Origin of the sequence: Enterobacter sp. RIT637 (assembly GCF_019718755.1) — a bacterium.
Lineage (GTDB): Bacteria > Pseudomonadota > Gammaproteobacteria > Enterobacterales > Enterobacteriaceae > Enterobacter.
Genome location: NZ_JAIHAZ010000004.1, coordinates 172307 through 195966, shown reverse-complemented (window position 1 = coordinate 195966; position 23660 = coordinate 172307). Strand labels below are relative to the sequence as shown.

Sequence of the window (23660 nt, the reverse complement as noted above, 5' to 3'; positions counted from 1 at the left end):
TTTTTTGTATATAGAAAGAGAATAAACGTGGCAAAAAACATTCAAGCCATCCGCGGCATGAACGATTATCTGCCTGGCGAAACCGCCATCTGGCAGCGCATTGAAGGCACACTGAAGCAGGTGCTCGGCAGCTACGGTTACAGCGAAATCCGTTTGCCGATTGTAGAGCAGACCCCGTTATTCAAACGCGCGATCGGCGAAGTGACCGACGTGGTTGAAAAAGAGATGTACACCTTTGAGGACCGCAACGGCGACAGCCTGACCCTGCGTCCGGAAGGTACGGCGGGCTGCGTACGCGCCGGCATCGAACATGGTCTTCTGTACAATCAGGAGCAGCGCCTGTGGTATATCGGCCCGATGTTCCGCCACGAACGTCCGCAGAAAGGTCGTTATCGCCAGTTCAATCAGCTGGGTGTGGAAGTCTTTGGCCTGCAGGGCCCGGATATTGACGCCGAACTGATTATGCTGACCGCCCGCTGGTGGCGTGCCCTCGGTATCGCCGATCACGTTTCCCTTGAGCTGAACTCTATCGGTTCTCTGGAAGCTCGCGCTAACTACCGCGATGCGCTGGTGGCGTTCCTGGAACAGCATAAAGAGAAGCTGGACGAAGACTGCAAACGCCGCATGTACAGCAACCCGCTGCGCGTTCTTGATTCCAAAAACGCAGACGTTCAGGCACTGCTGAACGATGCGCCTGCCCTGGGTGACTACCTGGATGAAGAATCTCGCGAACACTTCGCGGGCCTGTGCAAGCTGCTTGAAGCGGCAGGCATTGCCTATACCGTGAACCAGCGCCTGGTGCGCGGTCTGGACTACTACAACCGCACCGTGTTTGAGTGGGTAACTACCAGCCTCGGTTCGCAGGGTACCGTATGTGCGGGCGGTCGTTATGACGGTCTGGTTGAGCAACTTGGCGGTCGCGCAGCGCCTGCTGTTGGCTTCGCGATGGGTCTTGAGCGACTTGTTTTGCTGGTTCAGGCAGTTAATCCGGAATTTAAAGCAGATTCCGTTGTCGATATATACCTGGTGGCCTCAGGTGCGGATACGCAGTCTGCGGCGATGCAGCTTGCCGAACGCGTGCGCGATGCGCTGCCGGGCGTTAAGCTGATGACCAACCATGGCGGCGGCAACTTCAAAAAACAGTTTGCTCGTGCCGATAAGTGGGGCGCAAGTATTGCACTGGTGCTGGGCGAGTCCGAAGTGGCTAACGGCGAAGTGGTAGTGAAAGACCTGCGCTCTGGTGAGCAAACAACGGTAACGCAGGACGGCGTTGCGGCGCACTTGCGCACTCTATTGGGCTAAGGAGAAAGACTGCGTGGAAATGTACGAGAACGAACACGACCAGGTCGACGCGATTAAACGCTTCTTTGCTGAAAACGGCAAAGCATTGGTTGTTGGGGTTATTTTGGGTGTAGGTGCGCTGGTAGGCTGGCGCTACTGGAACAACCATCAGGCTGATGCCGCTCGCGGTTCGTCTTTGAGCTACGAAAATACCGTTAGCGCAATTCGTGCCGACCAGCCGCAAACGCTGACGGCAGCGGAGAAATTTGCGGCTGACAACAAAAACACCTACGGCGCGCTGGCCGCGCTGGAAGTGGCTCAGCAGTACGTTGATAAAAACGAACTGGACAAAGCCGCTGCACAACTGACTCAGGGCCTTGCTGCTGCAAGCGATGAAAACCTGAAAGCAGTGATCAACCTGCGTCTGGCACGTATCCAGGTTCAGCAGAAAAAAGTCGATTACGCGCTGAAAACGCTCGATACCATCAAAGGCGACGGTTTTGCTGCCATCGTTGCTGATTTGCGCGGTGAAGCACTGCTGAGCAAAGGTGACAAAGCGGGCGCGCGTAAAGCGTGGCAAGCTGGCGTAGATAGCAAAGCTTCACCTGCGCTGAGCGAAATGATGCAGATGAAAATAAATAATTTGTCCGTCTGAGAGGGACCCGATGCAATTGCGTAAATTACTTCTGCCAGGACTGCTTTCTGTTACGTTATTGAGTGGTTGTTCACTGTTCAGTGGCGAAGAAGATGTTGTAAAAATGTCCCCGCTGCCAACGGTTGAAAACCAGTTTACCCCATCCACCGCGTGGGACGTCTCCGTGGGCAGTGGGATTGGTGATTTCTATTCCAACCTGCATCCGGCGTATGCGGACAGCGTTGTCTATGCCGCTGACCGCAAAGGTACCGTGAAAGCGGTGAACGCCGATGACGGGAAAGAAGTCTGGTCCGTCAACCTGGCGGAAAAAGACGGTTGGTTCTCCCGTAAACCTGCGCTGCTTTCCGGCGGCCTGACCGTCGCTGGCGGTCACGTTTACGTGGGAAGCGAAAAAGCGCAGGTTTATGCGCTGAACACCAGTGACGGTTCTGTTGCATGGCAAACGACCGTTGCCGGTGAGTCTCTGTCTCGTCCTGTGGTGAGTGATGGCCTGGTGCTGATCCATACCAGCAACGGCCAGCTGCAGGCACTGAACGAAGCGGACGGTCTGGTGAAATGGACCGTTAACCTGGATATGCCAGCGCTGTCTCTGCGTGGTGAATCCGCCCCGGCAACGGCTTTCGGTGCTGCGATTGTTGGCGGTGATAACGGCCGTGTGAGCGCGGTGCTGATGCAGCAGGGCCAGATGATTTGGCAGCAGCGTATCTCCCAGGCGACCGGTTCAACAGAAATCGACCGTCTGAGCGACGTGGACACCACGCCGGTCATTGTTGACGGTGTTGTTTATACGCTGGCGTATAACGGCAACCTGACCGCGCTGGATCTGCGCAGCGGCCAGATCATGTGGAAACGTGAGCTGGGCTCCGTGAATGACTTCATCGTTGACGGTAACCGCATCTATATGGTTGACCAGAACGATCGCCTGCTGGCGCTGAGCACCGAAGGCGGCGTGACGCTGTGGACGCAGAGCGATCTGCTGCACCGCCTGCTGACCGCGCCAGCCCTGTACAACGGCAGCCTGGTGGTTGGTGACAGCGAAGGGTATATGCACTGGATTGATCCAGAAAACGGTCGCTTTGTTGCACAGCAAAAAGTTGATGGTTCTGGTTTCCTGACCGATCCGGTAGTCGCTGACGGCAAACTGCTGATTCAGGCAAAAGACGGCACGCTGTACGCGATCACGCGTTAATTACCCGGCGGTTGTAGTATACTAAACGGCTCCTGTTCACTCAGGAGCCGTTTTGACATTTTTAAAAACGCCGCAAAAGCGACGTTTATTTGAATTTTATGAGGCTTCAAACATGGTACCTGTGGTCGCGCTTGTCGGGCGCCCTAACGTTGGAAAATCCACTCTTTTTAACCGTTTAACACGCACCCGTGATGCGCTGGTTGCGGATTTCCCGGGGCTGACGCGTGACCGTAAGTACGGTCGTGCAGAGGTGGAAGGACGCGAGTTCATCTGTATTGATACCGGCGGTATCGACGGTACAGAAGACGGCGTTGAAACCCGCATGGCGGAGCAGTCGCTGCTGGCGATTGAAGAAGCGGATGTAGTGTTGTTCATGGTAGATGCGCGCGCTGGCCTGATGCCGGCGGACTCCGCTATTGCCAAACACCTGCGTTCGCGCGAAAAACCAACTTTCCTGGTCGCGAACAAAACTGACGGTATCGATGCCGATCAGGCCGTTGCGGATTTCTGGTCTTTAGGTCTGGGTGACATCTACCCCATTGCGGCATCGCATGGCCGTGGTGTAACCAGCCTGCTGGAAACCGTGCTGCTACCGTGGGTTGACGAAGTGAACCCGCCGGAAGAAGTGGACGAAGACGCTGAGTATTGGGCGCAGTTTGAAGAAGGTGAAGAGGGCGAAGAAGAGCCTGAAGACACCTTCAACCCGCAGGATCTGCCGATCAAGCTGGCCATCGTCGGTCGTCCAAACGTAGGTAAGTCTACGCTTACTAACCGTATTCTGGGTGAAGAGCGCGTCGTCGTTTACGACATGCCGGGCACCACCCGTGACAGTATCTACATCCCTATGCAGCGCGATGAACGTGAGTTTGTCCTCATCGACACCGCGGGCGTGCGTAAGCGCGGGAAAATCACCGATGTGGTGGAGAAATTCTCCGTTATCAAAACCCTGCAGGCGATTGAAGATGCCAACGTGGTGCTGCTGGTTATCGATGCGCGTGAAGGGATCTCCGACCAGGATCTCTCTCTGCTCGGCTTTATTCTGAATAGTGGGCGCTCACTGGTGATCGTGGTCAACAAGTGGGATGGCCTGAGCAACGAAGTGCGCGAGCAGGTGAAAGAGACCCTCGACTTCCGTCTGGGCTTTATCGACTTTGCCCGCGTGCACTTTATCTCTGCGCTGCACGGCAGCGGCGTCGGTAACCTGTTCGAATCCGTTCGCGAAGCCTACGACAGCTCCACCCGTCGTCAGAGCACCGCGATGCTGACGCGCATCATGAATATGGCTGCGGAAGACCATCAGCCGCCGCTGGTGCGCGGCCGTCGCGTGAAGCTGAAATATGCCCACGCCGGTGGTTATAACCCGCCAATCGTGGTGATCCACGGCAACCAGGTGAAAGACCTGCCGGATTCCTACAAGCGCTATCTGATGAACTACTTCCGTAAATCGCTGGACGTGATGGGTACGCCTATCCGCATCCAGTTCAAGGAAGGGGAAAACCCGTTTGCTAACAAGCGTAATACCCTGACGCCAAACCAGATGCGTAAGCGTAAGCGTTTGATTAAGCACATTAAGAAAAGCAAATAATCATCATCAGGCCTCACTAAGTTTGATGCATTACCTAAACCCGCTAACCATGCGGGTTTTTTTTGTCTGAGATAGCATAACGAATCGCGGCCATCTTCGATGGTTTCGGGAGTAGGATGTCCCCCATATCTGGAATGAACTGCACGCCTTGGCTGGCGGTCAGGGGCCGATACTATTGTGCTGCGAGAAGCCGATAAGTTATGCCATCGCTAACTCATCGCCAGATGGAACCGCCGCTAATTCTACGTGCTTGTAAATGAATATGTTCCGATGGCAATCGGGCAGAAAGAAATCCCTTAATTTAAGTTGGCCTATTAAAAAAGGAGCTATTTTTATTGCGTAGTTATAACGAAAGAAGCGGTGGATGCGCGCAGCGGAAGCGGTATACCGCAATCCCTGCCAGAGGATACTTAATAGCGTAAAGCGTAATTCAAATACCACTGAAAATTACATATCAATATTCATGGTAATTATTTCTTGTCAGGAAATTATTTGATTATTCGATATGAACCAAAAATGCTGAATAAAAATGATAAACCCTTATTCATAGTAGAATTATTTGAATTTTTAATTGGCTGGAATTAAAGGGAATTTATATGAATCAGCAATGCACCAACGAATTAACGCCAGAAATAAAAGCCCAGCAGGCAAAATCGCCATTTACAGCGGAAGAAATCGCCGCAATGGACGATGGAGTACGCGCGATAATCGCAGAGGGAAGGGAACAGGAACGGAAACACCTTGTGAAAGCTAACGGCGATGAAATTATCAGTATCCCGCAAGGGCATATTTACCTGGTCAGGCGTGGAGGGATTACGTCAGGGGAGGATTTTCTGACAGTTACCGGAGCGTAACGCATGGGATATCGAACCGATAATTACGGGCGTGGGCAGGCGTTGACAGGAGATAAAACCTCTACCGGGGCAACCTGTATTGGGTCCCTGCCGAACTGTACCGAACACGGGCGAGGGGTTATCAGGGTTGGTGATAAAACCACACCCTGTAAAAAATGCGGAAAGCCCGGAACCATTCTCGATGGTGAACCCCGTGTAAAATTCTATGGTGTTGCCGCCGCAGTCGATCGCTCTAACGTCATGTGTGGATGCCCGCCGGGAACAAATTTCATCATCGCGCCAGTAGGGGACTGGTTGGGTAGTGGGCCATCACCGGAAAAAATTGCCAGGGAAAAGCACGCCGCGGTGCTGGCCGAACGCAGGGCAGAGCAGGAGAGGGAGGAAAAACGCAGAGAGGAGGAAAGGGAGCGTAACCGGGTATTTGCAAAATCCTGCCTTCGCGGTGAAGGCTGCAATGATGCCGGTGACCAGCGCGAACCCCACACCCATTTTGCTGATATGGCATTTTTTCAGGCCATGCCCGTCAGCGACCCGGCAACCGATTCAGATGCCCCGCAGCACGCCCAAACCGCAAGAAAGAAAAAGCCAGACGATATCCCCAAACCGAAGAAACGCAGCGCCCTGTATCGCTGGTGGAACGGTAACCATGAGGAGATGGATTATCAGGCCGCCGTTGCCGCCGCAGCTGCCGCTGCACGCGCACAGACGGCCACAGCAGGCGCAAGCCTGCTGGAACTGATAAGCGGCAGGGCGCTGACATACGGCACCTGGGCGGTACGCGGTGCCGCCGGGCTGGGTGAGATAGCTGCCGCCGGAGCGGGTGCTCCCGTGGTCGGACTGCTGGTGGGTATGATGCCCGGCAGGCTGAACGACGGCGAACAGGATTATATTGACCGCATGCGCCTGGCGCAGATGCGTGAAGCCCCGAGCCGTGTTCGCTATACGTGGGAGAACGACAGCAGGGGGAACCCGGTGCCGCATGGCTGGCACACGCCGCCAGGCCGGGATAATGTTCGCGTCAGAAAAATGGAGTACGACAGTAGCGCGCAGGCATACACCTTCACCACGGAGGAAGAACCGCGCATCACCATCGTGTGGACGCCTGACCGGACAGACGAGAAAACGCCGTGGAATACCGGCAACCAGACGCGGCCTGTGCTGCCGAACCCGGTGATTGTTGACCCAATGCCGGATAATACCGGCATATCGGCGACCACCAGCCCGGCCCCGGAGGAAAAGAGTTTCGCGGATTACATTCTAATCCTGCCGTTCCCTGACCTGCCGCCAATATATATCTACCTGAGCAAACCGCCAGTGGAGTTTCTGGAGGTCGAGTTATACAGTGACTTTAAACGTCGTTCGCGGCAGGGGATGTATGAGGCGGATCACATGCCGTCGGCGGCAGCAGTTCGTGTGGCTCTTGCCCGAGATAATCCTGACTTGAGACCTTCCGAATTGGATGCCTTGGCTGAGAATGTGGCTGCAATTATTGTTCCTAAAGAGGTGCATCAGAAGATCAGTGAAACTTACGGCGGGCGAAATACACCGGCGCAAATCGAACTGGACTCGCGTAACTTACGGGCTGCGGTGGATCATAATCTGGACGCTATCAAACCGGCGTTGAAAGAGCATGGTGCGACAGAGGGACAGTTAGAAGCGGCCAGAACGAAAATACATAATCTAAATAGTGACGTGGGACTGTACAAATGACCGTGAATGTAGAAGTGTTAATCCATAGTCTGGGTAAGTCATATAGTGACTTACGTGATGCTAAACTTATTCCCTATAAGACCCCGCCAACCGGATTTTCAGGGGCATATGATATTAGTCTTGATATGGCTTTAGAGGGGGTTTATCTGTCATTTAAGAGAGAGGGAAGAATTCTTCAAGATGTGATCTTGAATCTGCAGCGGCCTGAAATTAAAAACTGGGATTTTCCTAACGATTTACCCTTTGGGCTTGAGAAAAATATGACAATAGGAAGGGTTCATGCTGTTTTTGGGCAGCCAATACGCAGCATGCCCCCTAAAGTAGTTATGAAACGAGATATCGGGCGTGCGGACCTGTATGCAATAAACGGGTTGCATAGCCCTGTTAGTATGCAAGTCAGATACGATATGAATGAAGTGGTACAGTCGGTCTCATTTTTCCCTACTTCGGAATTACGCTGGTAATTCTTATTCGGCCACCAGCTTACCGCTGGTGGCATGTTTTGAATGGTTGGTTTTAAGTAGTGCGGAAAATACACAGGATGGGGTATTGCTCGCTGATTGCACAAAATAGATAGACACTGTTGTTTTTCGTGTACACAAGCTAATTTCCTTGTTTGAAAAATTCTTTTATTACAATAAATAAACATTGCCAATTTCCCTAAAACCCGCCTCCGTCGCGGTTTTTTTTGCGCTTTCACAGCAATGGCTAACCCTGTGTGAAGTCAATCACTATTCACTCCCAACCATCTTTAAATCCAGAAAAGTAGACAATCATCGAATTTTCGTCTTAAAGTCCAGGGTTCAGTACTGGACAAAACTAGCGTCTGGTTATCAAATGGTTAACTAATTTTTCGCCACATGTAAAAAATCGGTCTGATACGTAACAGACCGGCGTACTTACTGGTGTTTACAAGCACGACACATACCTTTTCGGGAGAATTATGCAATCCTCTGTTAATCCAAAAGAGAGCCGAACGTTCTTCGGCCATCCGTATCCGCTCGGTTCCCTGTTCTTCACCGAGATGTGGGAGCGTTTCTCGTTTTACGGCATTCGTCCGTTACTGATCCTGTTTATGGCCGCCACCGTCTATGACGGCGGGATGGGTCTGGCGCGTGAAAACGCCTCGGCGATTGTCGGTATCTTTGCCGGTACCATGTACCTGGCCGCGCTGCCGGGCGGCTGGCTGGCCGATAACTGGCTGGGTCAGCAGAGAGCCGTCTGGTACGGTTCGATCCTGATTGCGCTCGGTCACCTGTCGATCGCGCTTTCAGCGGTGATGGGGAACAACCTGTTCTTTATCGGCCTGATGTTCATCGTGCTTGGCTCCGGGCTGTTTAAGACCTGTATCTCGGTGATGGTCGGCACCCTGTATAAAAAAGGCGACGCGCGTCGTGACGGCGGTTTCTCGCTGTTCTATATGGGTATCAACATGGGCTCGTTCATCGCGCCGTTGATTTCCGGCTGGCTGATCAAAACCCACGGCTGGCACTGGGGCTTTGGTATTGGCGGCATCGGGATGCTGGTGGCGCTGATTATCTTCCGCCTGTTTGCCGTTCCGGCAATGAAACGCTATGACGGTGAAGTCGGCCTCGACTCCACCTGGAACAGCCCGGTAGTGAAACGCAACGGCGTGGGCGCATGGCTGCTGGTGCTGGCTGTCGGCGTGGCAGTTATCGTGACGCTGATCGCGCAGGGCGTGATTGTGATTAACCCAGTCGCGGTAGCCAGCGTGCTGGTCTACGTGATTGCCGCGTCCGTTGCGCTGTACTTTATCTACCTGTTCCTTTTCGCAGGTCTGAATCGCAAAGAGCGCGCCCGACTGCTGGTTTGCTTTATCCTGCTGGTCTCCGCCGCGTTCTTCTGGTCTGCGTTTGAGCAAAAGCCAACGTCGTTCAACCTGTTTGCAAACGACTACACTAACCGCATGATTGGCGATTTTGAAATCCCGGCGGTGTGGTTCCAGTCGATCAACGCCCTGTTCATCATCCTGCTGGCCCCGGTGTTCAGCTGGGCATGGCCGAAGCTCGCGAGCAAAAACATTCGCCCGAGCAGCATCACCAAGTTTGTTATTGGTATTCTGTGCGCCGCGGCAGGTTTTGGCCTGATGATGCTGGCCGCACAGAACGTGCTGAACAACGGTGGGGCAGGCGTTTCGCCGTTCTGGCTGGTGGGCAGTATTCTGATGCTGACGCTCGGGGAGCTGTGCCTGAGCCCGATCGGTCTGGCGACCATGACGCTGCTGGCGCCGGAAAGAATGCGCGGCCAGATGATGGGGCTGTGGTTCTGCGCCAGCGCGCTGGGTAACCTGGCGGCGGGCCTGATTGGCGGTCACGTGAAGGCCGATCAGCTGGATATGCTGCCGGATCTCTTTGCTCGCTGCTCCGTCGCGCTGCTGATTTGTGCCGCGGTACTGATCGTCCTCATTGTTCCGGTGCGCCGCATGCTGGAAAATGCGCAGACTAAACCGGCAGCTAACGCCTCATAAACCTCGAGCTTGCCGGGGCGGCGTTATGCCCCGGCAATTTATTCGACGAGGTAAGAACATGCTGTTAGGGTTTGTTGGTCTTGGCGCAGTCGTTGAAACAGCTTACCTGCCCGCAATACGAAAACGCTTTGATAATCTCCCTCACTGTCTGGGTTTTGATATCCAGCTCGTAAAACAGCCGGAGGGCGTAACGCGCTGTGCCACACTGGCTGAACTCCTCTCCCAGCCGCTTGATACCCTGTTTATTACCACGGCGTCGCTGCACCATCTTGAGGTGCTTGAACACGCTCTCGCCTCATCGGTTTCCCGCATCGTGGTTGAAAAACCGATTGTCGCCACGCTTCCCCAAATAGAAAAACTCAACGCGCTGCTGGCTAACCCCGATGCCGCCTCCCGCGTGCTGGCGCTCGACCACTGGATGGCGCGCATCGAAACGGTGAAGCGGTCGCTGGTGGGCGATATCTCAGACATCGTCAAAATCGACGGTTTTTTGCAGGAGCCGAGCGGATATAACGCTGCAGGGGAGCCCATCGCGCTTAACTTTGCCACGGGCGAGCCGGACGCGCGTACGCTTCGCCACCCTGATGGCGTGATTCTGGATATCGGTACGCACGTGCTGGCGATGCTGCGCGAAACGGTGCGCTATCTGGGAGGGAATGATGAGATGACGCTGCGGGTCGTCACGGCTAAAGACCGCCTGGGTCGCGATATTGCAAAAGGCGACCTGACCACGGCGGAAGGCGAGGCGCATCTTCAGGGGCAAATCAGCGGCGTGCCGGTGGATATCTGGCTTAACAAATACGCGGGCCCTGCGGGTGGGCAAAAAGGTTTACGTTTTTATCTGCGTGACGGGCGCATCATCAACCATGACCGACGCGGCGCAGAAGATGTGCTGGAGCTGATAAATGGCGACACGCGTCAACGCTGGAACATTCCCGGCACGATCTACGAGCACTGTCTTGCAGAGCATATCCTGGGTGCCAACAGCCTGTTTGAACGGGATCCGCACGAGGTGAGCCGCACGACGCGCCGCAGGATAGAGGAAGTGACGCTGCTGCTGGCGTTACAGCAGCAGCTGCGTGGCCCGCACTGAACGTAACGTGGTAAAATTACCGCAGATCTGAACGCTTTAAAGGAGTCACCATGACGATTACCTGCCCGGATTGCCAGGCACCGCTGGAGCCCCTGAACGGGGTAGCGCACTGCGACAGCTGTAATAAGGATATTGCGCTTGAAGCCCGCTGCCCGGAGTGCCATCAGCCACTTCAGGTATTAAAAGCCTGCGGGGCGGTGGACTATTTCTGCCAGAATGGCCACGGTCTTATCTCTAAAAAACGCGTGGAATTTGTTCGGGCCGAAGGTTAATCGCACACGCAGCCTTCGCCTTTCTGCCACAGCTCGACCAGCGACTCGGGCGCTTCCTGCTCGGGCACAAGCACGATGATATCGGCGTAGTGCGCCTGATTTTGCCCGGTCCAGATAATCTGGATGCGGAAATAGCGCTGGTCGCCGCTGCCGGGGGAAGAGGCTTGCCCCGGCGGCTGGCCGCGTGGAAAAGCCTGCTCCAGGATGCTCACCAGGCGCTGGCGCTGGGCCTCATTGAGCGACGAAAGCGCGATGGTACGCTGCCCGCTCAGCTTGGGAATAAAAGCGACGCCGCCTTCCCGGGCCAGCTCAACCACGGCGTCATCCGTCAGTTCCGGAACCTGCATTTACAACACTCCCACCTGTTCCCAGGCTTGTTTAATGGCCGCACCAGCGTCGCTGCCGGAGCGTTTCTCTCCGTGCGCGATCGTCAGTTTTGCGAAGGCCTCAAAATCCGCATCCTGCGCCAGATTGCGATCGCAAACCGTGTCGTACCAGGCATAACCCGCTTTTTCCCAGGCGTAGCCGCCGATCGCCGTCGCGGCCAGATAAAACGCCCGGTTAGGGATGCCGGAGTTCAGATGCACGCCGCCGTTATCCTCGCGCGTTTTAATGAAGTCTTTCATGTGCGCAGGCTGCGGGTCTTTGCCGAGCAGAGGATCGTCATAGGCGGTGCCGGGTTCAGACATTGAGCGCAGCCCTTTGCCGTTAATTCCTGCTGCCAGCAGCCCTTCACCAATGAGCCAGTCAGCTTTATCGGCGGTTTGCTTCAGATGGTACTGTTTGACCAGCGAGCCAAACACGTCCGACAGAGACTCGTTCAGCGCGCCCGACTGTTCAAAATAGATAAGGCCGGCTTCGGTCTCGGTCACGCCGTGGCTCAGCTCGTGCGCCACCACGTCGATGGCGATGGTAAAGCGGTTAAATATTTCCCCGTCACCGTCGCCGAATACCATCTGCTGACCGTTCCAGAAGGCGTTCTGATATTCCCGGCCATAATGTACGGTGCCGGTCAAAATAAGCCCTTTATTATCGAGCGAATCACGCTGATATTCTTTCCAGAAGAAATCATGCGTAATACCCAAATAATCGTAGGCTTCATCCACCGCCACATCGCCGTTCGACGGCTGGCCTTCGTAACGCACCTGCGTACCCGGCAGCTCCTGGGTTTGCTTCGCGTCGTAAATATCGCGCTCCAGCTGTCCGGCTTTATTCACGTGCGGCGCGGCGGGTTTGCCGGGCATGTGGGCCATCAGCGTCTGGACGTGGGTTAAGGTCTGACGGGCACAGCGTTGCTGCGGCTCGGAACCGCTTTCGATAATACGACGAAGAATATAAGGGGGAATAACGCTATGAAGATGGGGCATGCTGCTCTCCTTATTAAAAAAGGGAATAGCAGCAGTATAGTAAGTAACCGGCGAAGAATTATCCGGTTTTACGCTGACGCGTCTTTTTCACCGGTTTAATTGATTTCACTTCGCTTTCTACCCAGCCGTCGGAAAGACGCGTCGTCAGCACATCGCCAGCGTTCACCTGTTTGGTCTGCTTCAGCACTTTGCCGTCCGTTGCCGTCGTCACGCTATAGCCGCGCGCCAGCGTGGAGAGGGGGCTGACCGCTTCAAGGTGGGTCACCGCATTGCCAAAACGTTCGCGGGTAGCGCTCAGTCGGGCGCGGACAGTCTCCGCAAGACGATACTCCAGCTGCTGGATCCGCGTTTGCGCGCGATAAATTTTCGGCTGCGGGTTCTGCTGATTCAGGCGCTGCGTTACGCGCTGCTGGCGCGATACCGCGCGCTTAAGCTGCGCGTCCACCGCAACGTTCATGCGCTGACGCAGACGATCAAGTACAGTCTGCTGACGCGCCAGACGCAGCTGCGGATGCTGCTGCTGAAGACGATGATGAAGCTGGGTAAAGCGGCGGGTACGGTTGGCAATGAAGTAGTCCATCGCCATCTCAAGACGCTGCTGACCGTTCTGAATCTGACGCAGCAGCTCCAGCTGGTTGCGGCTGACCACTTCCGCCGCCGCCGACGGCGTAGGCGCGCGCAGATCCGCGACAAAATCGGCTATCGTCACGTCCGTTTCGTGGCCGACGGCGCTCACCACGGGGATAAGGCTGGCAAAGATTGCCCGCGCCACGCGCTCGTCGTTAAAGCTCCATAAATCTTCCAGCGAGCCGCCGCCGCGTCCGACGATGAGCACGTCGCACTCCTGACGGGCGTTCGCCAGCTCAATGGCGCGCACAATCTGGCCCGGCGCATCGTCACCCTGAACGGCGGTCGGGTAGATGATGACGGGCAGGGAAGGGTCGCGACGCTTCAGCACGTGCAAAATATCGTGTAGTGCCGCACCGGTTTTCGAGGTGATGACCCCAACGCAGTGTGCAGGGGAGGGCAGTGGTTTTTTATACTGCTGGTCGAACAGCCCCTCAGCAGAGAGCCTGGCTTTTAACTGTTCATACTTCTGCTGCAGCAGGCCTTCGCCCGCAGGCTGCATGCTCTCGACGATGATTTGATAATCGCCGCGCGGCTCATACAGGGTGATATTGGCGCGAACCAGAACCTGCTGGCCGTGCTGAGGGCGGAACGTCACGCGACGGTTGCTGTTGCGGAACATCGCGCAGCGCACCTGAGCGGTGTCGTCTTTTAAGGTAAAGTACCAGTGACCGGAGGACGGCTGCGTGAAGTTAGAGATCTCACCGCTGATCCAGACCTGCCCCATTTCCTGCTCAAGCAGCAAACGCACCGTCTGATTAAGGCGGCTGACAGTATAAATTGAGGGGGATTGAGAGGATAACATGTGAGCGGGATCAAATTCTAAATCAGCAAGTTATTCAGTCGATAGTAACCTGCTGAGAGGTGAGCGCAAGCATTTTTTTTAAAAAAGTGTGGATGCAATCGGTTACGCTCTGTATAATGCCACGGCAATATTTAACCACCCAGGTCAGAGATATTGCCCATGCTACGTATCGCTAAAGAAGCACTGACGTTTGACGACGTCCTCCTCGTTCCCGCTCACTCCACCGTTCTGCCGAATACTGCCGATCTCAGCACGCAGTTGACGAAAACCATTCGCCTGAACATTCCTATGCTCTCTGCGGCAATGGACACCGTGACTGAAGCGCGCCTGGCTATCGCCCTGGCACAGGAAGGTGGCATTGGCTTTATCCACAAAAACATGTCTATCGAACGTCAGGCGGAAGAAGTTCGCCTGGTGAAGAAACATGAATCCGGCATCGTGTCTGACCCACAGACCGTTCTGCCAACCACTACGCTGCACGAAGTGAAGGCTCTGACCGAACGTAACGGCTTTGCCGGTTACCCGGTTGTGACCGAAGAGAACGAGCTGGTCGGTATCATCACCGGTCGTGACGTGCGTTTCGTGACTGACCTGAACCAGCCTGTCAGCGTGTACATGACGCCAAAAGAGCGTCTGGTTACCGTTCGCGAAGGCGAAACCCGCGACGTGGTGCTGGCAAAAATGCACGAAAAACGCGTTGAAAAAGCGCTGGTTGTTGACAGCAGCTTCCACCTGCGCGGCATGATCACCGTTAAAGATTTCCAGAAAGCAGAACGTAAACCTAACGCCTGTAAAGACGAGCATGGCCGTCTGCGCGTTGGCGCTGCGGTTGGCGCTGGTGCCGGTAACGAAGAGCGCGTTGACGCGCTGGTTGCTGCGGGCGTTGACGTCCTGCTGATTGACTCCTCTCACGGCCACTCCGAAGGCGTTCTGCAGCGTATTCGCGATACCCGTGCTAAATACCCTGACCTGCAGATCATCGGCGGCAACGTGGCCACTGGCGCAGGCGCTCGCGCGCTGGCTGACGCTGGCTGCAGCGCGGTGAAAGTGGGTATCGGCCCTGGCTCCATCTGTACCACGCGTATCGTCACCGGCGTGGGTGTTCCGCAGATCACCGCGGTGTCTGACGCGGTTGAAGCGCTGGAAGGCACCGGTATTCCGGTTATCGCTGACGGCGGTATCCGCTTCTCTGGCGACATCGCTAAAGCGATCGCCGCGGGCGCAGCTGCCGTGATGGTAGGCTCCATGCTGGCCGGTACCGAAGAATCCCCGGGTGAAATCGAACTCTACCAGGGCCGTTCTTACAAATCTTACCGCGGTATGGGCTCCCTGGGCGCGATGTCCAAAGGTTCCTCCGACCGTTACTTCCAGACCGATAACGCTGCTGACAAACTGGTACCGGAAGGTATCGAAGGTCGCGTTGCCTATAAAGGCCGTCTGAAGGAGATCATTCACCAGCAGATGGGCGGCCTGCGCTCCTGTATGGGTCTGACCGGCTGTGGTACCATTGACCTGCTGCGTACTAAAGCGGAATTCGTACGCATCAGCGGTGCGGGTATCCAGGAGAGCCACGTTCACGACGTGACGATCACCAAAGAGTCCCCGAACTACCGTCTGGGCTCCTGATAAGTTTCCGCGCCCGGCTTCTGCCGGGCGCTCTGTTTTTGTTTCACTTGCCTCGGAATTAGCGTCAATGACGGAAAACATTCATAAACATCGCATTCTCATCCTGGACTTCGGTTCTCAGTACACTCAGCTGGTGGCGCGTCGCGTACGTGAACTGGGCGTTTACTGTGAACTGTGGGCGTGGGATGTCACGGAAGCACAGATTCGCGAATTCAATCCAAGCGGCATCATCCTGTCCGGCGGCCCGGAAAGCACCACCGAAGAGAACAGCCCGCGCGCGCCGCAGTACGTGTTCGAAGCTGGCGTGCCGGTATTCGGCGTTTGCTACGGTATGCAGACCATGGCAATGCAACTGGGTGGCCACGTTGAAGGCTCTAACGAGCGCGAGTTTGGCTATGCGCAGGTAGAAGTCGTCACCGACAGCGCGCTGGTGCGCGGTATCGAAGACTCCCTGACCGCAGACGGCAAACCGCTGCTGGACGTGTGGATGAGCCACGGCGACAAAGTCACCGCCATCCCGTCTGACTTCGTGACCGTTGCCAGCACCGAAAGCTGCCCGTTCGCCATCATGGCGAACGAAGAAAAACGCTTCTACGGCGTGCAGTTCCACCCGGAAGTGACCCACACCCGTCAGGGTATGCGCATGCTGGAGCGCTTCGTGCGCGACATCTGCCAGTGTGAAGCCCTGTGGACCCCGGCAAAAATCATCGACGACGCTGTTGAGCGTATCCGCCAGCAGGTTGGCGATGACAAAGTGATCCTCGGCCTCTCCGGCGGCGTGGACTCCTCCGTGACCGCGATGCTGCTGCACCGTGCCATCGGCAAAAACCTGACGTGCGTCTTCGTGGACAACGGTCTGCTGCGTCTCAACGAAGCCCAGCAGGTTATGGACATGTTCGGCGACCACTTCGGTCTGAACATCGTTCACGTGGAAGGCGAGCAGCGCTTCCTGGACGCGCTGAAAGGCGAGAACGATCCGGAAGCGAAACGTAAGATCATCGGCCGCGTGTTCGTGGAAGTGTTCGACGAAGAAGCACTGAAGCTGGAAGACGTGAAGTGGCTGGCGCAGGGCACCATCTACCCTGACGTGATCGAGTCTGCGGCCTCCGCAACCGGTAAAGCACACGTCATCAAATCTCACCACAACGTGGGCGGCCTGCCGAAAGAGATGAAGATGGGCCTGGTTGAACCGCTGCGCGAGTTATTCAAAGACGAAGTGCGTAAGATCGGTCTGGAACTGGGTCTGCCGTACGACATGCTCTACCGTCACCCGTTCCCGGGTCCGGGTCTGGGCGTGCGCGTGCTGGGCGAAGTGAAGAAAGAGTACTGCGACCTGCTGCGTCGCGCGGATGCTATCTTCATTGAAGAGCTGCACAAAGCTGACCTGTACAACAAAGTGAGCCAGGCGTTCACCGTGTTCCTGCCGGTTCGCTCCGTCGGCGTGATGGGCGATGGTCGTAAGTACGACTGGGTTGTCTCCCTGCGTGCGGTGGAAACCATTGACTTCATGACCGCGCACTGGGCGCACCTGCCATATGACTTCTTAGGCCGCGTGTCTAACAGAATAATCAATGAAGTCAATGGCATATCTCGTGTCGTATATGACATCAGCGGTAAGCCACCGGCTACGATTGAGTGGGAATGATTTTACGTCTGGTAACAGCCTGCACGTAAAAGCAATAAAGTACCTCTAAGCCCGCGTCATTGCGGGCTTTTTTGCTTTTGTATCTGGCACTCTCTGGCAGCTGTTAGCAACAAAGAGCATAGTTTCTAAAATGCAATGCGGCACAGGACGTGACTGAAATTTAGGCCGTTGGCCTCTCGTACCACGAATCAGAGAATTGGATATTTCCATCTACAATACGCCATGTGATCTTCTCATATTGCATAGAGACGGATTCCATATGATTTAACTTATCATTACCTGATAATTTAACATTGGGCACACCACAATTAACACCCGTTATTTTTACATTTTCCATCAAGACGGTGTAATAACACACCTCCTGGCCAGCATCATTTATATGATAAAACCTGACTTCTGCGCTTTTAAGTGTTTGTCCTGTGGCAGCTGCTTTGTAGAGATAGGGACTAGAACTATCAATTTCTTTTTCAAAGTTAAATGATGAATGTTGACGTGTTCCGGTGATCTTTCCATTAGCTGTATCGACGGGAAGATTAACACCATGACCCATACTGATTACTTCTATAGAGCCTTCACGATCTTGAACATCTACAGAACCTTTGATATCTGCGCCGCCATCATCTTTTAGCCACAGATAGGGAGGGATAGGCATTTTATTTACTCCTTGTTAATTGAACTAACTTCATTGTTACAATATAAAAAAAGAGAGAGATAAGAATGTTAAATGCAATTAATGCATAATCATAACTATAGTAAATATCTTCTGGGGTTGGGTTGTTTCTAAATATATAGGAAATTTTAATGGCTATTTCATTACTTATTAGTGGGTGTTCAGCTAAGTAAGAAACATCTAACCAGGACACAATGGCGAATATCCCGATGAATAGAATCATTCTAAGGGAACTAAGGACAAGTTTTTTGATAACCACCAATAATTACCTCAATTGTCCCATATGACTCTAAATCGATGCCCTTAATCTTTTCTTTCTTTGTTCTTAACAGTGCATCTCTTAGTCTGCTGTAATCTGATTGGCCAGGTAGCGTTATACACCCCTCTGATATCTGACCCGGATGTAACCTAAATCCACCTCTGGCTACGCTTTCGTAAAATGTAGAATCATCTATATTCCCATCATCGCGAAACAAAGCAAACCATTCTGAATGATCAACATGATAACTAAAAATGCTTTTATATGTATCGACACCCCAGGCTCTAAACCTGTTAGCCATACTTACTTTAGGCCTGTCTACGATATAATATTTACCTTTTGGTAATGGTCCAACGTTTGGAATAATTCCACATGCTCCTTTGTTCCTGTATGCACCGTTACCAGAAAATGCCATAAAGACACCAATACCATCAAATGCAAGTGGCGAGTAGTCAGCATCATTTATTGTAAACTTTCCATGTAAAGTCATGTATCATCCTTTCTTGTATAGATAATTATTAATCTTATCTGCAAATAGGGCATGTATCAAAAATTAAACCATACAAAAAATGCGAATTTAAAGGTTTTAGCTCTAAAAATGATTATGATGTTTTAGAAAGTAGATCCACATCAAATAATTAGGTACACCAAATAGTTCAACCTTTTAAGAAATCCTGTACGGAATGTGTGAGCAGCGCAAATCAAAATGTGAAAGATCTATACCTTCGGAAAACATGGTCGCGTACACTGTAGATAACGGCATCATCCACAGTCGCCAATAAATTAAATGCTCATTAAAGAAAACATTCCGGGGAATTATCAATTGTCGATATGCCATGGGGAAGCCATATTGAACGAGTATCGCTAATATGGCGTTAAACCTTCATGTGTAAGAATCGGTGCAGCGTTTATGGCGACTGAATTCTTATTTCTCCCCTTCACCTAACCTATACGCCAGCGCCACCACCAGCGACTGCACCAGGCACAGCGTCGCCGACTGAGACCGGAATGCATCGACCTGCGCCTCTTTCACCACAAAGCAGAGATCGCTGAACGTCGCCAGCGGGCTTATCTGGCTGTCCGTAATCACGATCTGCCGTGCGCCGACGCTGGCGGCGGTTTCGCTGACCATCACCGTCTCTTCCGCGTATGGCGAGAAGCTGATCGACACCACGATGTCGCGCGCCTTAATGCGGCTGATCTGCTCGCGCAGCATCCCGCCCATGCCGTCGAGCAGGATAGGGCGACACTCCAGGTGGCTCAGGGCGTAGGTGAGGTAGGCCGCGACGCTAAAGGAGCGGCGCAGCCCGGCGATGTAGATGGTGTCGGCGTCGGCCAATAGCTGTACCGCGCGCTCCAGCATTTCCGGTTCGGCGCGGGCGGCCAGTTGCTGTAGCGCCTGCGCGTTCGAGCGGGCGAACTCCTGCAGGATATCGAGCGGCGTTTCCGGCACGGCCTCGCTCTCCATCTCACGGAACAGCCGGGCGCGGTCGCTGTAGCTGGCGGTCTCCTCCACCAGGTTCATGCGAAACAGCTGTTTCATTTCGTTGAAGCCGGTGAAGTCAAAGGCGTTGGCAAAGCGGATCAGCGTCGAGGGCGGCACGTCGGCACGCTCGGCAATGACGGCAACCGTATCAAAGGCCACGCTGTTGGTATTATCCAGCACGTAGCGGGAGACCTGCTGCAGCCTCTTGCTCAGGCTATCGTAGCGATCGCGGATTTGCTGCTGCAGTTCGTTCAGGCTGGTTGCTGTCGTCATCTTATCCCCCAAATACAGTCTTATGATTCTAAACGCAAAACCGCGTCTTTTAAATGTCGGCCATCCATCTGGCAGCAAAAATGAAACAGAAACTTCAGTCATTTCCTCGCCCGAAATTCCTTAATAGCGCACGCGGCGTCAGTGTTGTTGGCTGTTAACATAAAAATCCATCCTTGATCACAATAATCATCATTTATTTTATTTCAACTTAAAATGGAATATTTGTTTCATATATAGTGTCCAGTACACAGTGTTCAGGTAACAGTCACGTATCAACAGCGAGAGGTTAAGGATGGAGACGGTAGCGAATTTTATTCACGGCGAATGTGTCACCGGTTCAGGCCAGCGCGTTCAGGCGATCTTCAACCCGGCCACCGGCGAGCAGATCCGCCAGGTGGTAATGAGTACGGCGCAGGAAACCGAACAGGCGATTGCCGCCGCGCAGCAGGCGTTTCCGGCGTGGGCGCGCCATGCTCCGCTTAAGCGCGCGCGCGTGATGTTCCGCTTCAAGGCGCTGCTGGAAGAGAACATGGATCGCCTGGCCCGCATCATCAGCGAAGAGCACGGCAAGGTCTTCTCCGACGCGGTGGGCGAACTGACCCGCGGCCTGGAGGTGGTGGAGTTTGCCTGCGGCATCCCGCATCTGCAAAAGGGCGAACACTCTGCGAACGTCGGTACCGGCGTCGACAGCCACTCGCTGATGCAGCCGCTCGGGGTCTGCGCCGGGATCACGCCGTTTAACTTCCCGGCGATGGTGCCGATGTGGATGTTCCCGATTGCGCTGGCGACCGGCAACACCTTCGTGCTGAAGCCGTCGGAAAAAGATCCTTCCCTGGCGCTGGCGCTGGCGCAGCTGCTTAAAGAGGCCGGCCTGCCGGACGGCGTGTTCAACGTGGTGCAGGGCGATAAAGAGTCCGTTGACGTGCTCCTGACCGACCCGCGCGTGCAGGCGGTGAGCTTTGTCGGCTCCACGCCGATTGCGGAATACATTTACCAGACCGCGTCCGCCCACGGCAAGCGCTGTCAGGCGCTGGGTGGCGCGAAAAACCACTGCATTCTGATGCCGGATGCCGACATGGAGATGGCGACCAATGCCATCATGGGCGCGGCCTACGGCGCGGCGGGGGAACGCTGCATGGCGCTCTCGGTGGTGCTGGCGGTGGGGGATAAAACCGCCGATGAACTCTGCACCCGGCTGGAGAAACAGATTGCCGCGCTGCGCGTCGGGCCGGGCCTGGACCAGTCGCCGGAAAACGAAATGGGGCCGCTCATCTCCTCCGTGCACCGCAGCAAGGTGCTGGGCTATATCGACAGCGGGGAAGCGCAGGGTGCGAAACTTCGCGTGGACGGCCGCGGCTTCAGCGTGAAGGGTCACGAGCAGGGCTACTTCGTCGGGCCGACGCTGTTCGATAACGTCACCCCGGAGATGACCATTTATAAAGAAGAGATCTTCGGTCCGGTGCTTTCTGTGGTACGCGTAGCAGATTACGCCAGCGCGGTGGATCTGATTAACCGCCATGAATATGGTAATGGCTCGGCCATTTTCACCCGCGACGGCGGCTGCGCGCGCCGCTTCTGCGAAGAGGTGCAGGCGGGCATGGTGGGGGTCAACGTGCCGATCCCGGTGCCGATGGCGTTCCACAGCTTCGGCGGCTGGAAGCGCTCGATTTTTGGCGCGCTCAACGTCCACGGCAGCGACGGCGTGCGCTTCTACACCCGAATGAAAACCATCACCGCGCGCTGGCCGGAAATGCAGCAGGAGACAGGCGCTGCGTTCTCCATGCCGACGCTGGGCTGACAGGAGGTTTTATGCAAACCGAACGTATGACCATGGCCCAGGCGCTGGTCCGGTTCCTCAATCAACAGTACGTCAGCGTGGACGGCAACGAAACGCCCTTCGTGGAGGGCGTGGCCACCATCTTTGGGCACGGCAACGTGCTGGGTATCGGCCAGGCGCTGGAGCAGGACCCGGGCCATCTGCAGGTGATGCAGGGCTGCAACGAGCAGGGGATTGCCCATATGGCGACGGGATTCGCCAAACAGCACCGCCGCCAGCGCATTTTTGCCGTCACCTCCTCCGTCGGGCCGGGCGCTGCCAATATGTTGACCGCGGCGGCCACCGCCACGGCGAACCGTATCCCGCTGCTGCTGCTGCCGGGCGATATCTACGCCAGCCGCCAGCCGGACCCGGTGCTGCAGCAGATCGAGCAGTATCACGACCTCAGCATCAGCACTAACGACTGCTTCCGTCCGGTCTCCCGCTACTGGGACCGCATTAACCGCCCCGAGCAGCTGATGAGCGCGATGTTAAGCGCGATGCGAACGCTTACTGACCCCGCCGATACCGGCGCGGTGACCATTTGCCTGCCGCAGGACGTGCAGGGGGAGGCCTGGGACTACCCGCTGAGCTTCTTCGCGCGTCGCGTGCACCACATCGAGCGCCGTCCGCCTGACCCGCAGCGTCTGGCGCAGGCGCGGGCGCTGATCGCCCGCAAGCGTCGTCCGCTGGTGGTGTGCGGCGGCGGCGTGCGCTATTCCGGCGCGCATGAGGCGTTTCGCGACTTTGTCGAGACGCTGCGGCTGCCGTTTGCCGAAACCCAGGCCGGAAAGGGGGCGCTGGTAAGTGACCACCCACTTAACCTGGGTGGCGTAGGGGTGACGGGCGGAATGGCCGCCAACCAGCTCGCGCCGCAGGCCGATTTAGTGATCGGCGTCGGCACGCGCCTGACCGATTTTACCACCGGCTCCAAGGCGCTCTTTTCCCATCCGGACGTCGAATTCCTGCTGCTGAACGTGGCCGAGTTTGACGCCCTGAAGCTGGACGCGATCGCGCTGATTGCCGATGCCCAAACCGGGCTCCAGGCATTAACCGACGCGCTCGGCGAGTATCGCAGCGGCTGGGGAGAGGCGATAGCTGAGGCGAAGTCCGCCTGGCGCGACGAGTGCCGCCGCCTGTGGGATCGCCAGTGGCGTCCTGACGACGCGCCCGAGGTGGCGGGACACCTGGACGCGCAGCTGGCGGAATACGGCGAGACGCTCAACACCCGCCTGACCCAGACGCGGGTGCTGGGGCTGATCAACCAGCATGTTGAAGATAACGCCGTTGTGGTGGGCGCGGCTGGTTCGCTGCCGGGCGATTTACAGCGTCTCTGGCAGGTCAAAACGCCGGACAGCTATCACCTGGAGTACGGCTACTCCTGCATGGGCTACGAGATTGCGGCGGCCCTCGGCGCGAAGCTCGCCAGACCCAAACTGCCGGTGTACGCCATGGTGGGGGATGGCTCCTACATGATGCTGCACTCCGAGCTGCAAACCGCCGTTCAGGAGGGCATTAAGATCGCCGTTCTGCTGTTTGATAACGCCAGCTTCGGCTGCATTAACAACCTGCAGATGGGGCACGGCATGGGCAGCTTTGGCACGGAAAACCGCCATCGCAACCCGGAAACCGGGCGGCTTGACGGGCCGCTGGTGAAGGTAGACTTTGCGCAAAACGCGGAAAGCTACGGCTGCCGCGCGTGGCGGGTGAACGATGAGCAAAGCCTGCTGGCGGCGCTGGAGGCGTCACGGGCACATCCTGGCCCGACGCTGCTGGACATCAAGGTGCTGCCGAAGACCATGACCCACGATTACGCCTCCTGGTGGCGAACCGGTGATGCGCAGGTGGCGGCGTCGTCTGCCGTGCGTGAGGCTGCGGAGCAAACGCAGGCGCAGGTGAAAAAAGCCCGCCAGTATTGAGTTTTCTCTTCATAACGAAATTTTCATTTCATTTTCCCCT

At 55.4% G+C, this 23660-nt stretch carries 20 protein-coding genes; 14 read left to right on the top strand and 6 right to left on the bottom strand.

Features of this window, described 5'->3' with window-relative positions:
• The first annotated feature begins 27 nt into the window (after window positions 1–27).
• The 10 genes from hisS to K5E19_RS09555 all read left to right on the top strand — a co-directional run bounded on the left by hisS (window position 28) and on the right by K5E19_RS09555 (window position 11127).
• Window positions 28–1302 carry a histidine--tRNA ligase gene (gene hisS / locus K5E19_RS09600; protein WP_089597811.1) on the top strand — a complete coding sequence of 425 codons (1275 nt, stop codon included), beginning with the start codon at window positions 28–30 and terminating at the stop codon, window positions 1300–1302.
• 13 nt (window positions 1303–1315) lie between these two features.
• Window positions 1316–1936 carry a YfgM family protein gene (locus K5E19_RS09595; RefSeq protein WP_221551000.1) on the top strand — a complete coding sequence of 207 codons (621 nt, stop codon included), beginning with the start codon at window positions 1316–1318 and terminating at the stop codon, window positions 1934–1936.
• Between the two features lie 10 nt (window positions 1937–1946).
• Window positions 1947–3125, top strand: a complete 1179-nt coding sequence (bamB, locus tag K5E19_RS09590) for an outer membrane protein assembly factor BamB (protein ID WP_010433943.1) — start codon at window positions 1947–1949, stop codon at window positions 3123–3125.
• A 112-nt stretch (window positions 3126–3237) separates the two neighbouring features.
• Complete coding sequence (gene der, locus K5E19_RS09585; RefSeq protein ID WP_221550999.1) at window positions 3238–4710, top strand: ribosome biogenesis GTPase Der; 1473 nt, start codon at window positions 3238–3240, stop codon at window positions 4708–4710.
• Window positions 4711–5306: 596 nt separating this feature from the next.
• The gene (locus K5E19_RS09580; protein ID WP_221550997.1) at window positions 5307–5564 is read left to right on the top strand and encodes a hypothetical protein; all 258 of its coding nucleotides are present in this window, start codon (window positions 5307–5309) and stop codon (window positions 5562–5564) included.
• A gap of 3 nt (window positions 5565–5567) precedes the next feature.
• Window positions 5568–7274 (top strand): S-type pyocin domain-containing protein, encoded by a 1707-nt coding sequence (locus K5E19_RS09575; RefSeq protein WP_221550996.1) that lies wholly within the window; start codon window positions 5568–5570, stop codon window positions 7272–7274.
• Complete coding sequence (locus tag K5E19_RS09570) at window positions 7271–7738, top strand: DUF6392 family protein (RefSeq protein ID WP_221550995.1); 468 nt, start codon at window positions 7271–7273, stop codon at window positions 7736–7738. The genes K5E19_RS09575 and K5E19_RS09570 overlap by 4 nt, the downstream gene beginning before the upstream one ends.
• Before the next feature lie 479 nt (window positions 7739–8217).
• Window positions 8218–9762 (top strand): peptide MFS transporter, encoded by a 1545-nt coding sequence (locus tag K5E19_RS09565; protein WP_221550994.1) that lies wholly within the window; start codon window positions 8218–8220, stop codon window positions 9760–9762.
• Window positions 9763–9820: 58 nt separating this feature from the next.
• Window positions 9821–10855, top strand: a complete 1035-nt coding sequence (locus K5E19_RS09560; protein WP_221550993.1) for a Gfo/Idh/MocA family oxidoreductase — start codon at window positions 9821–9823, stop codon at window positions 10853–10855.
• Window positions 10856–10905: 50 nt separating this feature from the next.
• A complete protein-coding gene (locus tag K5E19_RS09555) occupies window positions 10906–11127 on the top strand; it encodes a zinc ribbon domain-containing protein (RefSeq protein WP_202781856.1) in 222 nt (73 codons plus the stop codon).
• Here K5E19_RS09555 and K5E19_RS09550 read toward each other — a convergent pair.
• The 3 genes from K5E19_RS09550 to xseA are packed head-to-tail and all read right to left on the bottom strand — an operon-like array spanning window position 11124 to window position 13926.
• Window positions 11124–11474, bottom strand: coding sequence for a protealysin inhibitor emfourin (locus tag K5E19_RS09550; protein ID WP_006811517.1), 351 nt, complete (start codon window positions 11472–11474; stop codon window positions 11124–11126). The two genes, K5E19_RS09555 and K5E19_RS09550, sit on opposite strands and share 4 nt — an antisense overlap.
• Window positions 11475–12494, bottom strand: a complete 1020-nt coding sequence (locus K5E19_RS09545; protein WP_159514687.1) for a M4 family metallopeptidase — start codon at window positions 12492–12494, stop codon at window positions 11475–11477.
• 58 nt (window positions 12495–12552) lie between these two features.
• Window positions 12553–13926, bottom strand: a complete 1374-nt coding sequence (xseA, locus tag K5E19_RS09540; RefSeq protein WP_221550992.1) for an exodeoxyribonuclease VII large subunit — start codon at window positions 13924–13926, stop codon at window positions 12553–12555.
• Between the two features lie 159 nt (window positions 13927–14085).
• Here xseA and guaB point away from each other — a divergent pair, with 159 nt between their 5' ends.
• Together guaB and guaA are read left to right on the top strand one after the other, a co-directional pair.
• Window positions 14086–15552 carry an IMP dehydrogenase gene (gene guaB / locus K5E19_RS09535; RefSeq protein ID WP_029741666.1) on the top strand — a complete coding sequence of 489 codons (1467 nt, stop codon included), beginning with the start codon at window positions 14086–14088 and terminating at the stop codon, window positions 15550–15552.
• Between the two features lie 67 nt (window positions 15553–15619).
• The gene (gene guaA / locus K5E19_RS09530; RefSeq protein ID WP_006811514.1) at window positions 15620–17197 is read left to right on the top strand and encodes a glutamine-hydrolyzing GMP synthase; all 1578 of its coding nucleotides are present in this window, start codon (window positions 15620–15622) and stop codon (window positions 17195–17197) included.
• A gap of 160 nt (window positions 17198–17357) precedes the next feature.
• Here the strand turns inward: guaA and K5E19_RS09525 are convergent, their stop codons facing one another.
• The 3 genes from K5E19_RS09525 to K5E19_RS09515 form a co-directional block, all read right to left on the bottom strand.
• Window positions 17358–17849, bottom strand: coding sequence for a type VI secretion system tube protein TssD (locus tag K5E19_RS09525; RefSeq protein ID WP_062857327.1), 492 nt, complete (start codon window positions 17847–17849; stop codon window positions 17358–17360).
• Between the two features lie 251 nt (window positions 17850–18100).
• Window positions 18101–18616: a DUF2778 domain-containing protein gene (locus K5E19_RS09520; RefSeq protein ID WP_221550991.1), complete on the bottom strand. Its 516-nt coding sequence runs from the start codon at window positions 18614–18616 to the stop codon at window positions 18101–18103.
• Window positions 18617–19051: 435 nt separating this feature from the next.
• Entirely contained in the window at window positions 19052–19885 is an 834-nt protein-coding gene (locus K5E19_RS09515) for a MurR/RpiR family transcriptional regulator (protein ID WP_013098260.1), read from the bottom strand.
• A 292-nt stretch (window positions 19886–20177) separates the two neighbouring features.
• Here K5E19_RS09515 and K5E19_RS09510 point away from each other — a divergent pair, with 292 nt between their 5' ends.
• Window positions 20178–21683: a CoA-acylating methylmalonate-semialdehyde dehydrogenase gene (locus K5E19_RS09510; RefSeq protein ID WP_221550990.1), complete on the top strand. Its 1506-nt coding sequence runs from the start codon at window positions 20178–20180 to the stop codon at window positions 21681–21683.
• A gap of 11 nt (window positions 21684–21694) precedes the next feature.
• Complete coding sequence (gene iolD / locus K5E19_RS09505) at window positions 21695–23620, top strand: 3D-(3,5/4)-trihydroxycyclohexane-1,2-dione acylhydrolase (decyclizing) (protein WP_221550989.1); 1926 nt, start codon at window positions 21695–21697, stop codon at window positions 23618–23620.
• Window positions 23621–23660 lie beyond the last annotated feature (40 nt).

Excerpts from the sequence above, each read along its gene's own strand:
- guaB (WP_029741666.1), top strand. The coding sequence starts at position 14,086 with ATGCTACGTATCGCTAAAGAAGCACTGACGTTTGACGACGTCCTCCTC.
- K5E19_RS09580 (WP_221550997.1), top strand. The coding sequence starts at position 5,307 with ATGAATCAGCAATGCACCAACGAATTAACGCCAGAAATAAAAGCCCAG.
- der (WP_221550999.1), top strand. The coding sequence starts at position 3,238 with ATGGTACCTGTGGTCGCGCTTGTCGGGCGCCCTAACGTTGGAAAATCC.
- K5E19_RS09560 (WP_221550993.1), top strand. The coding sequence starts at position 9,821 with ATGCTGTTAGGGTTTGTTGGTCTTGGCGCAGTCGTTGAAACAGCTTAC.
- K5E19_RS09570 (WP_221550995.1), top strand. The coding sequence starts at position 7,271 with ATGACCGTGAATGTAGAAGTGTTAATCCATAGTCTGGGTAAGTCATAT.
- xseA (WP_221550992.1), bottom strand. The coding sequence starts at position 13,926 with ATGTTATCCTCTCAATCCCCCTCAATTTATACTGTCAGCCGCCTTAAT.
- K5E19_RS09525 (WP_062857327.1), bottom strand. The coding sequence starts at position 17,849 with ATGCCTATCCCTCCCTATCTGTGGCTAAAAGATGATGGCGGCGCAGAT.
- K5E19_RS09555 (WP_202781856.1), top strand. The coding sequence starts at position 10,906 with ATGACGATTACCTGCCCGGATTGCCAGGCACCGCTGGAGCCCCTGAAC.
- K5E19_RS09575 (WP_221550996.1), top strand. The coding sequence starts at position 5,568 with ATGGGATATCGAACCGATAATTACGGGCGTGGGCAGGCGTTGACAGGA.
- bamB (WP_010433943.1), top strand. The coding sequence starts at position 1,947 with ATGCAATTGCGTAAATTACTTCTGCCAGGACTGCTTTCTGTTACGTTA.
- K5E19_RS09545 (WP_159514687.1), bottom strand. The coding sequence starts at position 12,494 with ATGCCCCATCTTCATAGCGTTATTCCCCCTTATATTCTTCGTCGTATT.
- K5E19_RS09515 (WP_013098260.1), bottom strand. The coding sequence starts at position 19,885 with ATGACGACAGCAACCAGCCTGAACGAACTGCAGCAGCAAATCCGCGAT.
- iolD (WP_221550989.1), top strand. The coding sequence starts at position 21,695 with ATGCAAACCGAACGTATGACCATGGCCCAGGCGCTGGTCCGGTTCCTC.
- K5E19_RS09565 (WP_221550994.1), top strand. The coding sequence starts at position 8,218 with ATGCAATCCTCTGTTAATCCAAAAGAGAGCCGAACGTTCTTCGGCCAT.
- guaA (WP_006811514.1), top strand. The coding sequence starts at position 15,620 with ATGACGGAAAACATTCATAAACATCGCATTCTCATCCTGGACTTCGGT.
- K5E19_RS09520 (WP_221550991.1), bottom strand. The coding sequence starts at position 18,616 with ATGACTTTACATGGAAAGTTTACAATAAATGATGCTGACTACTCGCCA.
- K5E19_RS09510 (WP_221550990.1), top strand. The coding sequence starts at position 20,178 with ATGGAGACGGTAGCGAATTTTATTCACGGCGAATGTGTCACCGGTTCA.
- K5E19_RS09550 (WP_006811517.1), bottom strand. The coding sequence starts at position 11,474 with ATGCAGGTTCCGGAACTGACGGATGACGCCGTGGTTGAGCTGGCCCGG.